This window comes from Marinobacterium lutimaris, from assembly GCF_900108065.1.
GTDB lineage: Bacteria > Pseudomonadota > Gammaproteobacteria > Pseudomonadales > Balneatricaceae > Marinobacterium_D > Marinobacterium_D lutimaris.
Map to the genome: position 1 here is coordinate 326,391 of NZ_FNVQ01000003.1, position 15,363 is coordinate 341,753.

The window sequence follows — 15,363 nt, forward strand, 5'->3', positions numbered from 1 at the left end:
CTAATGACTCTGTCATCCTGCTGCGACCGCCGCAACCGCTTTATTTATGAATTCAATGCACAGCTGGTTGGCATCAGCACCGGATTATCAGTCTTGTTGCGATGCAGTATATTCCCCACATGTAAAAACCTTGGAGAAAACCTGATGAAACTAAACCTGCCCCTGATGGCACTGGCGCTGGGTGCCTTCGGTATCGGAGTGACCGAATTCTCGCCCATGGGCATGCTGTCGATCATTGCCGGTGACCTGGATGTGAGCATCCCCACCGCCGGCATGCTGATCAGCGCCTACGCTTTCGGTGTGGTGGTCGGCGCGCCGATCATGACGCTGGGCTTTGCGAAAATGTCGCGCCGCAGTCTTCTGCTGCTGGCGATGAGCCTGTTCACTATCGGCAACCTGATCTCGGCGCTGTCCGACAGCTACGGCACCCTGCTGCTGGGCCGTATCGTCACCTCGTTCAACCACGGCGCCTTCTTCGGTGTCGGCGCTGTGGTCGCCACCCAGCTGGTACCGCCGGAGAAGCGTGCCGGCGCCGTGGCCGCCATGTTCTCCGGCCTCACCATCGCCAATATCGGCGGTGTGCCCCTGGCCACCTATGTGGGTGAAACTCTGGGCTGGCGTAGCGCCTTTATGGGGATGACCGTGATCGGCCTGATCACCATGCTGGCCCTGCGCGCTTCCATGCCGAAACTGGCCGTGGATGGCCAGACCACCATCGCCAATGAGATCCGTGTGCTCGGCAAAAGCTCGGTGCTGTTCGCGCTGCTGCTCACGGTGGTTGGCTCCAGCTCCATGTTCACAGTGTTCAGCTATATCGCGCCGATCTTGCAGGATGAAACCCGCGTCGGCACCCTGTTCGTTACCAGCATGCTGGTGCTCTACGGCCTGGGCCTTGCGGTGGGTAACATGCTCTCTGGCCGTTTTGCCGACCGCAACCTGACCGGCACCCTGGTGATCTCCATGCTGGCCACGGTGATCCTGCTGACGGTCTTTGCCGCCACCATGCAGAACATGCTGATCGTGCCGCCGCTGATCTTCTTCTGGGGTATAGCCAGCTTCGCCGTGGTACCGCCGCTGCAGGCGCTGGTGGTATCCGAAGCCAGCGATGCACCGAATCTCGCCTCTGCCATGAACATCGCCGCCTTCAACCTGGGTAACGCCACCGGTGCTGCCCTGGGCGGAGCAGTGATTCACCTGGGGCTGGGCCTGCCCAGCGTGGCGCTGGCCGGTGCCGCCACCTCAGCGGCGGGACTGGTACTGGTATTGATGTTCCAGAAACACAAGAAGGCACAGGGAGAGGAGCTGGTAGGCGCGAGCTAAGCCTTACCTTTCACTCGCCCCAAAACGAACAAAGCAGCCAGATGGCTGCTTTGTTTTTGCCTGTACGGCCAACACTTTTAAGCAACACCAATACTTAGCTTTCAGAGCCTGAGGCACCGCTTCCCTCCACCCCCAGCGCAGCAATAATCAGCTGCCGCATCCAGGTCAGTGCCGGTGAGCGCTCACTGCGCTCCGACCAGTACAGCGCCACATCGATGGCCGGTACTTCAAACGGCAGCGGGCAGATCTTGAGCGCCGCACCCTCGGCGTGCATCTCGGCGAAAAGCTCGGCGATCTCCAGTGGCACTATGGCCAGCAGGTCGGTTTCTCCCAGTACGGTCGGCAGGATCGAGAAGTGCGGCAGCACCAGGCTGACCTTACGCTGCAACCCCAGGTCCGCCAGCACCTCTTCCGCCAGGCCATGGCCCAGCGAGCGGCTCACTACCAGGTGCTTTCGCGCCAGAAACTCATCCATGCTGAGCTGATCGGGCGCGGTTTTGCCGTTCATGATGCAGACGTAGCGATCCTGCAGGATCACCTGCCGGTTGATATCGCGACCCGGCAACGGCCGACTGCAGATCACCGCGTCGATCCGCCCGGTGGACATCCACTCCGCCACCTTGTCGATCTCCAGCGGCAGCACCTCCAGCTCGACGTTGGGGGCCTCGCGCTGCAGCCGCCGGAAGATCCGTGGGAACAGCGCCATCTCGCCCAGGTCGGTCATCGCCAGGGTAAAGCGCTTGTTCGAGCTGGAGGGGTCAAAGCTGCGTGCGCCCTCCAGCGTCGTTTCGATCTGGGTCAGCGATCCGTGCAATTCACGGTACAGCTGCTCGGCAGCGGCGGTGGGTTCCATCCCCTCTTTGCTGCGCACAAACAGGCGATCGTTGAACAGCTCCCGCAATCGCGACAGGGCGTAGCTGACCGAAGGCTGGGTGACATACAGCTGCTCGGCGGCGAGCGTCACGCTGCGCAGTTCGTACAGGGTGATAAAGGTGCGGATAAGGTTGAGATCGACATTGGACATATATAGATCACATCTATTTTTATTAGCAAAACTATCAATTTGATCAATTAATACAGTCCTCTTAAGGTGGAATCAAGCCAAGACGCCAACGCTAAAGACCTATAAGAGAACCCACCCATGGCAACCGTACATTCAGCGACCTACCAGCTCCTGCGCAAACAGGGCATCACCAAGGTATTTGGTAACCCAGGCTCCAACGAACTGCCGTTCCTGAAAAACTTCCCGGAAGACTTCCAGTACATTCTGGGCCTGCATGAGGGTGTGGTGCTGGGGATCGCCGACGGCTACTCGCTGGCCACGGGCGAACCAGCGCTGATCAACCTGCATGCGGCGGCCGGCAGCGGCAACGCCATGGGCGCGCTGACCAACTCCTGGTATTCGCATTCGCCCCTGGTGATTACCGCCGGCCAGCAGGCGCGCTCGCTCTGTGGCGTCGAATCGATGCTCTCCAACGTGGATGCGCCGCAGCTGCCAAGGCCGTTGGTGAAATGGAGCTACGAGCCCTCTTACCCCGGCGATGTGCCGCGCGCCATGAGCCAGGCAATCCATACCGCCTGCCAGCCTGCGAAGGGCCCGGTGTACCTGTCGATTCCGCATGACGATTGGCACCAGGAGATCGACGAAGATGCACTGCTGCTGGCCGACCGCGAAGTTGCCAGCGCCAGCATGCCGTCCGATGCACAGATGCAGCGCCTGGCCGAACGGGTCAACAACGCCATAAGCCCGGTGATCGTGCTCGGCCCGGATGTGGACGCCTATCGCGCCAACAACCTGGCCGTGGAACTGGCGGAAAAACTCTCGGCCCCGGTCTGGGTGGCGCCGTCGGCCTCGCGCTGCCCCTTCCCGACCCGCCATCACTGCTTCCGTGGCGTGCTGCCCGCCGCCATCGCCGGCATCAGCGCCAAGCTCGATGGTCACGATTTGATTCTGGTAGTGGGCGCTCCGGTATTCCGCTACCACCAGCACGCACCGGGCCGCTACCTGCCGGAAGGCGCCAGCCTGATTCACCTGACCTGCGACCAGCAGGAAGCCGCCCGTGCACCGATGGGCGATGCCATCGTCGGCGATATTCATGGGCTGATGTCGTCACTGGTCAACCTGACCCGCCAGACCCAGCGCCCGGCGCCGGCGGCGCTGCCGATCCCCGAGCCGGTGGCTGAGTCCGCCGAAGGCCCCATCGCACCGGAAGCCCTGTTCGATGAACTCAACGCTTTAGCGCCCGATGATGCGATCTTCGTCAAGGAATCCACATCTACCGTCACCGCTTTCTGGCAGCGCGTTGAAATGCGCCAGCCCGGCAGTTACTTTTTCCCCGCCGCCGGTGGCCTCGGCTTTGGCCTGCCCGCCGCGGTTGGCGTGCAGATCGCCTGCCCGGATCGCCAGGTGGTCGCCGTTATCGGCGATGGCTCGGCGAACTACGCGATCACCGCACTCTGGACAGCCGCCCAGTACGAGATCCCGGTGATCTTTATCATCCTGAAGAACGGCACCTACGGCGCCCTGCGCTGGTTCTCGCGGATTCTGGAAGCAGAAGATTCGCCGGGGCTGGATGTGCCGGGGCTGGATTTCTGCTCCATCGCCCGCGGTTACGGTGTCGATGCGGTAGAAACCAAAACCCGCGCCGAATTCAAAGCCGCCTTTAACGATGCGCTGAAGGCGAAACGCCCTGTACTGATTGAAGTGCCGACAACAACGATTGAGCCCTAAGCAATCGAATTCTAAGTAATAGAACCCTAAGCATTCGAGCTCTAAGCAAACGAGGCCCAAGGGCCAAGAGAAGAGACCACCCGGAGATAATAATGAAAAAAATAATTTCCACCTCTCTGCTGACCGCCGCTGTCGTCCTGGGCGCCCAGACCGCCAGTGCATCCACCACACTGCGCTTTTCCCACATGTTCCCGTCCGCTTCGGCCTACCAGACCGAGCTGTTCGAAGCCTGGGCGAAAAGCGTAGAGGAAGACTCCAACGGCGAGCTCAACATCAACATCTACCCGTCACAGACCCTGGTGAAAGCCGCCACCGCCTACGAAGGCACCATCAACGGCATCTCCGATATCACCGTGGTGATTCAGGGCTACAACGCGGGCCGTTTTATCCTCTCTGAGATCACCCAGCTGCCGGGTATCACCTCCTCTGCGCAGCAGGGCTCCTGCATCCTGCAGACGCTCTACGACGAGGACAAAATCAGCGGCGAATACGAAGACACCAAAACCCTGTTCCTCTTCTCCACCGGCCCCGCCTACCTGCACACCCGGGATCGCGAGATCAAGGAACCTGCAGACCTGGCCGGCCTGAGAATGCGTCGCCCGAATGAAGTAGCGGGCACCCTGCTCACCCAGATGGGCGCCACCCCGGTCGCTACCCCGGCACCGGAGATCTACCAGGGGCTGGAACGCGGTGTCTTCGATGGACTCAGCTTCCCGTTCGAGGGGATGAAGGGCTTCCGTATCAACGAACTCACCAACTACCACCTGCAAATCCCCTACACCAGCAGCATCTTCGTGGTCTCCATGAACCAGAGTTCCTACGACAAACTGTCACCGCAGCAGAAAGCCGCCATCGATAAAAACAGTGGCATGAAATGGGCGATGAAAGCGGGAGACGTGTTTGCCGAGCTCGACAAGGAAGGGCTGGAAGAAGCGCAGAACCTGGGCCACGTCGTGCAGTCTATAGAAAACCCGCTGGAAGACGCCAAGTGGAGCCAGCCGCTGAAACAGGGCACGGAAACCTACCTGGAACGGGCAGAACAGCGCGGCAAGCCGCAGGCGCGAGAGGTCTACGAGCGGGCCCTGGCCCTGCGCTCGGAATGTGCTTCGGTCTGAAACGCATCCCGGTATAAAGTCCGCATGGGAATCCAAGGAACAGCCGAGGCTGCAAGCGGCCTCGGGCTGGAACAACAAGGTTAGTGAGAATGATGAACGACTTAAAACTTCTGATCGCCGGTGAAGAGCTGGCCGCAAGCAACGGCGCCAGCTTTCAACGCTTTAACCCCCTCAGCAACCAGCCGGTAACCACCGCACCGGCCGCCAGCGTCGACGATGCCAAGGCCGCCGCCGATGCCGCTGCCGCTGCGTTCAAGCAATGGTCCGCATCCAGCGTCGGCGAGCGCCGCGCCAAGCTGCTGAAAGCCGCCGACCTGATGGAATCCTATCAGGATGAATTTATCGCCCGCATGGTCGCTGAAACCGGCGCCACCCCGACCTGGGCCGGCTTCAACGTCATGGTCGCTGCAGGCATTCTGCGTGAAGCCGCCTCGCTGACCACCCAGGTGGGCGGTGAACTCATTCCCTCCAACGTGCCCGATAACCTGGCCATGGGGATGCGTGTACCTTGCGGTGTGGTACTGGGCATCGCGCCCTGGAACGCACCGATCATTCTCGGTACCCGCGCCCTGGCGATGCCGATCGCCTGCGGTAATACCGTTATCCTTAAGGCCTCTGAGCAGTGCCCCGCCACCCATCACCTGATCGGGCAGGTCCTGATCGAAGCCGGCCTTGGCGAGGGTGTGGTCAACGTGGTCACCAACGCGCCGGAACAGGCCGCCGAAGTTGTCGCCACCCTGGTTGAACACCCGTCCGTACGCCGCGTGAACTTCACCGGCTCCACCGGCGTAGGCCGCATCATCGCCGAGAAAGCCGCGCATCACCTGAAACCGGTACTGCTGGAACTGGGCGGCAAGGCGCCGTTTGTGGTGCTGGAAGATGCCGACCTGGATGCCGCCGTGGAAGCGGCCGCCTTTGGCGCCTTCTTCAACCAGGGTCAGATCTGCATGTCCACCGAACGCCTGATCGTGGTCGATGCCGTAGCCGATGCCTTTGCGGAAAAACTCGCCGCCAAGGCCAACAGCCTCAAGGCGGGCGATCCGCTGGCCGAAGGCAACGCCCTCGGCACGCTGATCAACACCCAGTCCGGTCATAAGCTCAACGAGCTGCTCGAAGATGCGCTGAGCAAAGGCGCGTTCAAACGCTCCGGCGGCCCGGCGGAAGGTGTGGTGATGCAGGCGACACTGGTGGACGGCGTTACCCCGGAGATGCGCCTTTACAGCGAAGAGTCGTTCGGCCCCATGGTTGCGCTGATTCGCGCCAAGGATGAAGCGGACGCCATCCGCCTGGCCAACGATACCGAATACGGCCTCTCCTCTGCCGTGTTCAGCCGCGATATCGCCCGCGCCATGAAGGTGGCTAAACAGATCGAATCCGGTATCTGCCATATCAACGGACCGACCGTGCACGATGAGCCGCAGATGCCTTTCGGCGGCGTGAAGGCCAGCGGCTACGGACGCTTCGGCGGCAAGGCCGGTATCGAGGAGTTTACCGACCTGCGCTGGATGACGATCCAGATGGGACCGCGCCACTATCCCATTTAATAGGGAGACGGATACTCGATTTGAAAAGCGGCCGTACACCACGGCTTAGGCAGTAACACTCGGGCAGGCGAAACCCTGCCCGAGTCTGCCGGACTCAATCAATCGCCCAACCAGACACCGACCTTTGCAGAGTTCTCTCATCCCTGTAATTCAATGGCAAACCAAGCACTTAGGTGCCGCTGATATCAGGTATGATCCCTTCCCCGCGTGTCTGAATAACGCGGTAATAAACGGATTTATAAATGCCTGAAGTTTTCAAACCGGAACCGCCCCAGCGCAGGCTCCGAACTGTCTACAAAAAATACAGGCTCGACAGGTAGAAGTATAAAAATGCGAAAGCCGATCAAGATCGAAGATTACCGCCACCTGGCCCGCCAGCGTCTGCCCCGCATGGTATTCGATTACCTGGATGGCGCCGCCGAGGATGAGATCGGCCTCAACCACAACCGCAGCGCACTGGAGAGCATCCGCTTTAATCCCAAGCGACTGGTGGATGTGAGCCAGCGCAGCCTCGCCACCAACCTGTTCGGCAAACGTCTTCCCGCCCCGCTGGCGGTGGCGCCCACGGGGCTTAATGGCGTGTTCTGGCCCAAGGGCGATCTGGCGCTGGCCCGGGCCGCGGCCAAGTTCGATATCCCCTTCATCCTCTCCACCGCCTCTACCGCCTCCATTGAAGAGGTCGCCCAATGCAGCAGTGGCGAGAAGTGGTTCCAGCTCTACGTGGTGCATCGCCGCCTTGCCAAACAGCTGGTGGGGCGCGCCCTGAACGCCGGTTACACCACGCTGATTCTGACCACCGATATCGCGGTGAATGGCCTTAGGGAGCGCGACCTGCGCAATGACTTCGGCCTGCCGATCCGCTACACGCCAAGGGTGATGCTCGATGGCTGCCTGCACCCGCGCTGGTCATTGGACCTTTTGCGTCACGGCGTGCCGGAGCTGGCAAACTTCAAAGGCGCCGACGCCCAGGACACCGAGATTCAGGCCGCGCTGCTCTCACGCCAGATGGATGCCAGCTTCGACTGGGAAGCGTTGAAATGGCTACGTGAACTCTGGCCCCACACCCTGCTGGTCAAAGGCATCATCGACCCACTCGACGCCCAGCGCTGCACCGAACTCGGCGCCGATGGCGTTATCCTCTCCAACCACGGCGGTCGCCAGCTCGATACCTGCCTGGCACCGATAGAACGGCTGGAAGAAGCGGTATCGCTGACCGACAAGCCGGTGCTGATCGATAGCGGCTTCCGCCGAGGCGCCGATGTGGTGAAGGCGATAGCCATGGGCGCCCAGGGTGTTCTGCTCGGCCGCGCCCTGCTCTATGCACTGGCCGCCAAGGGCGAAGCGGGCGTCGAACACGCGCTGGAGCTGATGTTCAGCGAAATCGACCGCACCCTGGCAAACCTGGGCTGCGCATCGATTGAGGATTTGAACGGGGATTATGTGCGCTCGCCGTTTTAAGCGGGGTCGCAGCTCCATCCAACGGATTGGTTTTACCCCGCTCCCTAAAAAAACAAAGCAGCCCTCAGGCTGCTTTGTTCGTTCTAGCGCAAGGCCTGTGGCCTAAGCGCTTAGAGCTCGGTAAATACCACATCATGCGGCAGGCGGGATTTAGACAGACCCACGTTGAAGTCCGCTTCCGCATCGCGGTAACCCAGTGCCACCAGCACCAGGCTCGTGAGGCCTTTTTCCGCCAGACCGAGTTCTGCATCCAGCGCTTCAGGATCAAAGCCTTCAATCGGGCAGGCATCCACACCTTCAGCGGCAGCGGCCAGCAACAGCGAACCCAGCGCCAGGTAAAGCTGCTTCGCCGCCCAGGCGCTTTCAGCTACGGGGCCTGCATCGCGGTGCAGGTTACGGAAGAACTTGCGCTTCTCGAAGCTATCGGTCTTCACCTCATCCGAAGGATAACGGCCATCTTTGGCTTCCTGCTCGGTCACCTGCCAGAGATGCTCATCGCTCACCTCTTTCGGCGCGCAGAACACCAGCACATGAGAGGCGTTCTTCACCTTGCCTTCATTAAACGCGTAGGTGCCCTGGGTACCCTTGGCGATACGCGCCTTGCCGGCATCATCCTTGGCCACCACAAAGTGCCAGGGCTGAGAGTTGGTGGAGGAAGCGCTCAGACGCAATGTTTCCAGCAGATCCGCAGCCAGGCTCTCGGGAATTTTCTTACTCGGGTCGAAAGCTTTGGTGGTGTAACGGGCACGTGCGGCATCGACTATAGACATTGAATAGATCTCCTTGGTGAGTCAGTGCTTAGGTAGATGGAGGCATTGGGGGGGAGTTTCAAGATGGGAGGACTGGGGTATCTAGGATGCCCGTTACCGGACAAAGGACACACTAACAACTCAATCAACTGGCGGCAAAGGCGATTGACTAGATTGATTTGTTATTTCGAACCCTATCGGCACAATATTTTTAATATTTTCCCACTCAGAAGCAACCCCAAAAATAGTCGCTACTGTCACAACAATAGATAAGATAAACATACGCTTCTGTAGTTTATACATAACATAAATACTTTGAGCAGTTAAATAACCAGTAAGTCCTGCATCAATTATTTTTGCCGAATCCTTTATTACTTTCAACTGATATTGTGTGGTATCAATAGTATATTTCCCTAGATCATGAGGATTTTCTCTAAGAAAGCACTCAAGGTCACCAACTTCAGAAATAGAGTCAGATATCCAATAGCTTGACTCGGTTAACTCATGTTGCAGCCTGGATATTATAACAATTGCTCTTTTTATTTCCTGAATATTATCCTGACTTCTCCTATTTATTTTTCTTCGTTTGTATAGACTTTTAAACCCATCCCCTCTTAATCGTTCAATCTTCTTACGATATTTATCTATCACGCCAAAGGTTATCGACGAGATCGCAACAGCTCTTACTTTAAAATCAAAAAAATCACCAAATTCAGAATCATTTTTCGAATCAATTTTGGCTACTATATTTGAAACTTTGAATTTTCCATCCCTATCCTTTTTCTTGGATAGTAAAATATCTTCTCCTACATATAGCTCAAAGTCTCTTTGGGTTAACCCATACTCCTCCAGCCAACGTAATTTTTTATTTAACCAGGCTTTTCTCTCAATATTTTCTTTAGGATTTCCATTGATTTCATATACATCAATATACGATCCTGAATCTAGTAACACTGACCTCCAAGAGAATTCCTTTCTAATCCATTTTTTTAAAATTGCTCTTACGGAGTCCTTACCTTCATTTATAGCTTCAATTGCGTCCTCGTTACCAACACCAGATGAATATCTTCTAGCAATTTTTCTCAAAGGCCAAAACTTTTTGAATACTACAGGCGCTATATATTTCTTGCGCTGAATCTCATTTAAATTTTCACTCACATAGTCTTCTAGGTAAAACTCAAAAATTATGCACCCTACTGACGGTAGTATTCTATGGAATGATAAAGCCAAATATTTCACTTCTTCTGGTAGGCTTGAATCAATTTCTCTATCTGGAAAGTATAACTCTTCTTTTTTTACAATATTTGCGAGATTATACCAACCCAAACTATACAAACTATCCTTAGATTCTTTTAGTGAGGATGTTATTTTTTTTACTTTATCATTTTTAGTGAAGTATTTTCTCAACCCATTTATCAAAGAGTTAAAATCTTCGTGTTCAAATGTCAAAATATAAGTTATACAATTTAATTTTATTTCGGTATTATTTGGACATTCTCTTTCAGCAGCATGATCTAAAGATTTATTTCTTTGCCTTTCTCTAATTTCTTGAAGTTCAGAAATAAGCCCCTTTCTAAACTTTGGCAACCCTTCGACAGAATCAAGTATTATAGTTGAAATTTTTCTCTTTAATTTTTCCATTACTGACTCTAAAGGTAATTATATTTTAAGGAATAAAACCGCCATAAAATGCAGCCGAAGCGTATAATTTCCAGAGCATATAGCATATTGGGGTCAGCGTAACATTTATAATTTGACCTAACAGCCCGCTTGGGATCAAAACCAGTTACCCAACCACCCCAGATATATTCGCCCCACCGTTCTCCAAATTATCTTTCTCTCCAGCCCCAACTTTTTCCACCTTAACCGAAACCCCAGCTAAAGCCGCTTTAACCTCTTCCAACTGATACCCACGCTTCGCCGGCACTCTTACCAACGGTAAACCCACCTGCCCACACACCTTTTCCAGAAACTCGTCCCGCTGCTGGCGTTTGTTCTGCTTATGGCTGGCATCGTCCAGTTCTATGGCGGCCACCGGTGTCAGGTCATCGGCGTTACAGATGACGAAGTCGAAGTGTTTGGCGTTTATGCGGTTAAAGGCGGATTTCCACTGGCCGCGGTTGCGGTTGGGTTCCGGTTCGATCAGGTCGGCCACGCGGACCTTGCCGAAGATACGGTGCTGGCTGGGGTCTATGACTGAGTCGAGTACGCCGAGAAAGGAGCGTTCGGCGGCGGTGAAGAGGGTCTTGCGAGAGCGGTAACGGTGGTCAGTGCCGCTTTCTTTGACAGCGCCTGCACCGGCGTTGAGTTTCTTCGCGGCGATCGCGAGCACAAACAGCAGAATGACGAACAGAATCATCCATTCCATCGACGTTTATCCTTAGGTTCCCTGTCGGTATGCGCTGACTGCCCTGCTAGCGCTCAAGCCTTGAGTCTGGTCAGTAACCGCTCGATTGGCAAGGTTTTGATCGATGATCTGCTACTAATTGGCGACAGGCTTAACCGCTCCAGCGGTATCGATCAGCATGGATCTGGGCAGATCTTCAGAAAACGTTTGAGTTTGCAGTATTTGTCTAGACGCTCTTTCCGCTGCCTACCACGATTGTTACCGCTACAACAGTCATACCCAACAACCGCTGGTGATCCTCGATAACGGGGAAGTTCGGTGGCTTAAAAATAAATATAATTAACGAGGGTTTTCTAGATGAGTAGTTTTTCTTCGCGAAAACGTTTTGCACTGGCCACGCTAAGCGCGGCTATTCTTGCTGCCGCATCCCAAAGTGCTTCGGCACAGCTGGTGTGCGACGAGCTCACCACCGATACGTTAAACGTGATCGGGGTTCGCGTGACTTCAGCGCAACCGGTGGCCGCAACCGACGCCCTCCCTGCGCACTGTTCGATCAATGCTATTACGGCCGAGCGTGTGGGCGAGGATGGCAAGGCGTATGCCGTGCGCTTTGAGATGAATCTACCGGATGACTGGAACGGCGATTTCGTGCATCAGTTCAATGGTGGCATCGATGGCACTGTTTCGCCGGCTACGGGCCCACTGCTTGGCGGCAACAGGGAGAACACCGCCCTGGGGCGAGGTTATGCGGTGCTGTCCTCTGACGGGGGGCATGATGGTCAGGCAAACCCTGAAGCAGGACTTGCCGGCTCGGGCCGCTTCGGCTTTGATCCTGAGGCACGAGCCTTTTACGGCTACAAAGCGGTTCAGGTACTGACACCGATTGCCAAGCAGATAATCCACAATTATTACGACTACGATCCGCGATACTCCTATGGCATTGGCTGCTCTAACGGCGGCCGGCACGGCATGGTGGCGGCATCGCGCCTGGGCGACGCCTACGACGGCTTTCTGATCGGCGCACCTGGGTTCAACCTGCCAAAGGCCGGGGTCCAACTGGCGATGGATGCACAACTGCTGGACAGCATAAACGGCGATATCCGTGAGTCACTGACTGCAGAAGACCGATCGTTGGTGGCATCGGCTGTGCTGCACGCCTGCGATAATTTGGACGGGCTGGAAGATGACATGGTCTCCGATACCGCTGCCTGTCAGGCCACCTTTAATATCGATAACTATGTCTGCCCGGTCGGTGAAACGGAAAACTGTATCGATCCGCAGAAAGCGGAGGTACTGAAGGCGATCCATGCCGGCCCACAGGACGCCAAGGGCCGCCCGATTTACAGCGACTGGTCCTGGGATGCCGGTATCGCGGGCAGCAACTGGAGCTTCTGGAAGGTCTCCAGCGGGCTGCCGTTCTGGGATGGCTATCCGCTGATCGGCATCATGGGCGCCTCTTCGCTAGCCCAGATCTTTACCACGCCTCCCACCCGCGTCGGCCCCACCGGGGACGATCTGGTTAATTACCTGCTCGATTTCGATGTTGAAAACGGCAGCAGGCTAATCAACGCGCGTCGCGGAAAATTCCATGAATCCGCCATGTCATTTATGACGCCGCCGGATGTAGATAATCCGAAGATGAAAAAATTCCAGCGCGGCGGCGGCAAGATGATCATCTTCCACGGGGTGTCTGATCCAATCTTCTCCTACAACGATACGGTCAACTGGTACAACCGCCTGGACAAGAACTACAAGAATGGAGCGGACCAATTCGTCAAACTCTACCCGGTACCTGGCATGAACCACTGTTCAGGCGGCCCCGCTACCGACGATTTCGATCTGTTCACACGACTGGTGGATTGGGTGGAAAGCGGTGATGAGCCTCAGGCGGTTACCGCCAGTCTCGCCGAGGGTAACGGAGAGCGTTTCTCAGACTGGTCACCGGAGCGTACCCGCAAGCTCTGCCCTTACCCGCAGGTCGCGGTGTACAACGGCAGCGGCGATCCCGAAAGCGCAGAAAGCTTTACCTGCCAGTAACAGCCTCAACGCTCCACAGCCGGCCCTGCGGGGTCGGCTTTCAATAACCGTCCCGCCAACACTTTTTCTCCAACTTTCTCCAGCCGCTCGCCAAAGCCTTAAATCCCCCTGCCCGACATTGACGAAATCAACGTTGAGGACCAGTATTGTTTTTGCAAAAAACAGTAAATCCCAACATCAGCTGCGCGCCTCACCTGACAGGGCGCTGATGACTGACTCGAAAATAACTATAAGTACCGAGGATCCAACCGATGAGTAGTAATTCTGCTAGCCGCAGTCTCGGCGTGGCCACGCTGAGCGCAGCGATTCTTGCTGTTATCTCCCAGGGCGCTTCCGCTCAAATGATCTGCGATGACATCAATACCGAAACGCTCGGCGTGATCGGCGTTGAAGTCACCTCCCGCGAGGCGGTCGCCGCCACCGATACCCTGCCCGCGCACTGCCGGATCAATGCGACCACGGCACAGCGAGTGGGTGAAGATGGACAGGATTATCAGGTCCGGTTTCAGATGAACCTGCCCGATGACTGGAACGGTGACTTTGTGCACCAGTTCAACGGCGGCAACGATGGTTCGGTCAATGCCGCCACCGGTCCTCTGCTTAGCGGTAACCAGGAGCGTACCGCGCTGGGCCGGGGTTATGCGGTGCTCTCGTCCGATGCAGGGCATGATGGTGCCGCCCAGAACGCCACGGCCGGTCTTGCCGCCGGTTCCCGTTTTGGCCTGGACCCTGAGGCCCGCTCCTTTTACGGCTACAAAACCGTCGAGGTACTGACCCCCATCGCCAAGCAGATCATGCATAATTTTTACGGTAACGATCCTCAATACTCCTACGGAGTGGGCTGTTCCAATGGCGGACGTCACGGCATGGTGGCGGCTTCACGCCTGGGCGATGCCTACGATGGTTTCCTGATCGGCGCGCCCGGCTTTAACCTGCCGCGTGCCGCGGTACAGCATGCCCTGGATGTGCAGCAGCTCAGCTCGCTGACCGGCGATGTGCGTTCCTCGCTGACCGATCACGACCGCCTGCTGGTCGCCTCTGCCGTGCTGGACGCCTGCGATACCCTGGATGGTGTAAAGGATGACCTGGTATCGAATACTGCCGCCTGCCAGGCCACCTTCAATATCGATAACTACGTCTGCCCCATGGGTGAAACCGAGAACTGCATCGACCCGGACAAGGCCGAAGTGCTTAAAACCATTCACGCCGGCCCGAAAGACCGTAAAGGCAACCCTATCTACAGCGACTGGGCCTGGGATTCCGGCATTGCCGGTGGCGACTGGCGCTTCTGGAAGATCTCCAGCGGTATCCCGCCCTGGGGCGGTTATCCGCTGATCGGTGTGATGGGCGCCTCTTCACTGGCACAGGTATTTACCACCCCGCCCACCGCCGTGAGTGGTGCGCCGGAAGATCTGATCGATTTTCTGATGAACTTCGATATCGCCAATGACGGCGACATGATCGATGCCCGCCGCGGCAAGTTCAACGAATCCGCCATGGCGTTCATGACACCACCGGACGCAAAAAATCCGAAGTTGAAGAAGTTCCAGCGCGGCGGCGGCAAGATGATCATCTTCCACGGCGTGGCTGACCCGGTGTTCTCGTACAACGATACCGTTAACTGGTACAACCGGTTGGACGAGAACTACAAGGGCGAGGCAGACAAGTTCGTCAAACTTTACCCGGTGCCGGGCATGAACCACTGCGCCGGGGGACCAACCACCGATGACTTCGACCTGTTCACCCAACTGGTGGGCTGGGTTGAAAGCGGCGACGAGCCCGCGGCGGTCACCGCCAGCATCGCTGCCGGCAACGGCGAGAAGTTTGAAGGCTGGTCAGACAACCGCACCCGCAAACTCTGCGCCTACCCGCAAACCGCCGTCTACGAGGGTGGCGATATCGAAAGCGCAGCCAGCTTCCGCTGCGAGTAACGCGATAAAGAATCAAAAAGCCGGCCCCTGAAGGCCGGCTTTTTCTTTCCCTCATGTACTACCTCCGAGAGAAGCGGTGATCGAGACTAGAAATTACTCTGCCCGATTGATAGCAGAGCACGATGTCTACT

11 protein-coding genes are annotated in these 15,363 nt (G+C 56.7%); 7 read left to right on the forward strand and 4 right to left on the reverse strand.

What is annotated here, in order from left to right:
• The first annotated feature begins 144 nt into the window (after window positions 1-144).
• Window positions 145-1,320 (forward strand): MFS transporter, encoded by a 1,176-nt coding sequence (locus C4S72_RS15885; protein ID WP_104004144.1) that lies wholly within the window; start codon window positions 145-147, stop codon window positions 1,318-1,320.
• 94 nt (window positions 1,321-1,414) lie between these two features.
• On the opposite strand, the gene C4S72_RS15890 is transcribed toward C4S72_RS15885, so the two are convergent.
• A complete protein-coding gene (locus C4S72_RS15890; protein WP_104004145.1) occupies window positions 1,415-2,344 on the reverse strand; it encodes a LysR family transcriptional regulator in 930 nt (309 codons plus the stop codon).
• Between the two features lie 117 nt (window positions 2,345-2,461).
• On the opposite strand from C4S72_RS15890, the gene mdlC reads away from it, so the two are divergent.
• The 4 genes from mdlC to C4S72_RS15910 all read left to right on the forward strand — a co-directional run bounded on the left by mdlC (window position 2,462) and on the right by C4S72_RS15910 (window position 8,168).
• Window positions 2,462-4,051 carry a benzoylformate decarboxylase gene (gene mdlC / locus C4S72_RS15895; protein WP_104004146.1) on the forward strand — a complete coding sequence of 530 codons (1,590 nt, stop codon included), beginning with the start codon at window positions 2,462-2,464 and terminating at the stop codon, window positions 4,049-4,051.
• A gap of 92 nt (window positions 4,052-4,143) precedes the next feature.
• Window positions 4,144-5,166: a TRAP transporter substrate-binding protein gene (locus C4S72_RS15900; protein WP_104004147.1), complete on the forward strand. Its 1,023-nt coding sequence runs from the start codon at window positions 4,144-4,146 to the stop codon at window positions 5,164-5,166.
• A gap of 92 nt (window positions 5,167-5,258) precedes the next feature.
• Window positions 5,259-6,710 (forward strand): aldehyde dehydrogenase, encoded by a 1,452-nt coding sequence (locus tag C4S72_RS15905; RefSeq protein ID WP_104004397.1) that lies wholly within the window; start codon window positions 5,259-5,261, stop codon window positions 6,708-6,710.
• A gap of 330 nt (window positions 6,711-7,040) precedes the next feature.
• Window positions 7,041-8,168 (forward strand): alpha-hydroxy-acid oxidizing protein, encoded by a 1,128-nt coding sequence (locus C4S72_RS15910; protein WP_104004148.1) that lies wholly within the window; start codon window positions 7,041-7,043, stop codon window positions 8,166-8,168.
• Window positions 8,169-8,278: 110 nt separating this feature from the next.
• Here the strand turns inward: C4S72_RS15910 and nfsB are convergent, their stop codons facing one another.
• The 3 genes from nfsB to C4S72_RS15925 all read right to left on the reverse strand — a co-directional run bounded on the left by nfsB (window position 8,279) and on the right by C4S72_RS15925 (window position 11,285).
• Complete coding sequence (nfsB, locus tag C4S72_RS15915) at window positions 8,279-8,938, reverse strand: oxygen-insensitive NAD(P)H nitroreductase (RefSeq protein ID WP_104004149.1); 660 nt, start codon at window positions 8,936-8,938, stop codon at window positions 8,279-8,281.
• Window positions 8,939-9,058: 120 nt separating this feature from the next.
• Window positions 9,059-10,558: a hypothetical protein gene (locus C4S72_RS15920; RefSeq protein WP_104004150.1), complete on the reverse strand. Its 1,500-nt coding sequence runs from the start codon at window positions 10,556-10,558 to the stop codon at window positions 9,059-9,061.
• A gap of 145 nt (window positions 10,559-10,703) precedes the next feature.
• Entirely contained in the window at window positions 10,704-11,285 is a 582-nt protein-coding gene (locus tag C4S72_RS15925; RefSeq protein WP_104004151.1) for a DUF2726 domain-containing protein, read from the reverse strand.
• Between the two features lie 336 nt (window positions 11,286-11,621).
• On the opposite strand from C4S72_RS15925, the gene C4S72_RS15930 reads away from it, so the two are divergent.
• Both C4S72_RS15930 and C4S72_RS15935 read left to right on the forward strand, forming a co-directional pair.
• Window positions 11,622-13,301, forward strand: a complete 1,680-nt coding sequence (locus C4S72_RS15930; RefSeq protein WP_104004152.1) for a tannase/feruloyl esterase family alpha/beta hydrolase — start codon at window positions 11,622-11,624, stop codon at window positions 13,299-13,301.
• A 251-nt stretch (window positions 13,302-13,552) separates the two neighbouring features.
• Window positions 13,553-15,232, forward strand: a complete 1,680-nt coding sequence (locus tag C4S72_RS15935) for a tannase/feruloyl esterase family alpha/beta hydrolase (protein WP_104004153.1) — start codon at window positions 13,553-13,555, stop codon at window positions 15,230-15,232.
• The last annotated feature ends 131 nt before the right edge of the window (window positions 15,233-15,363 follow it).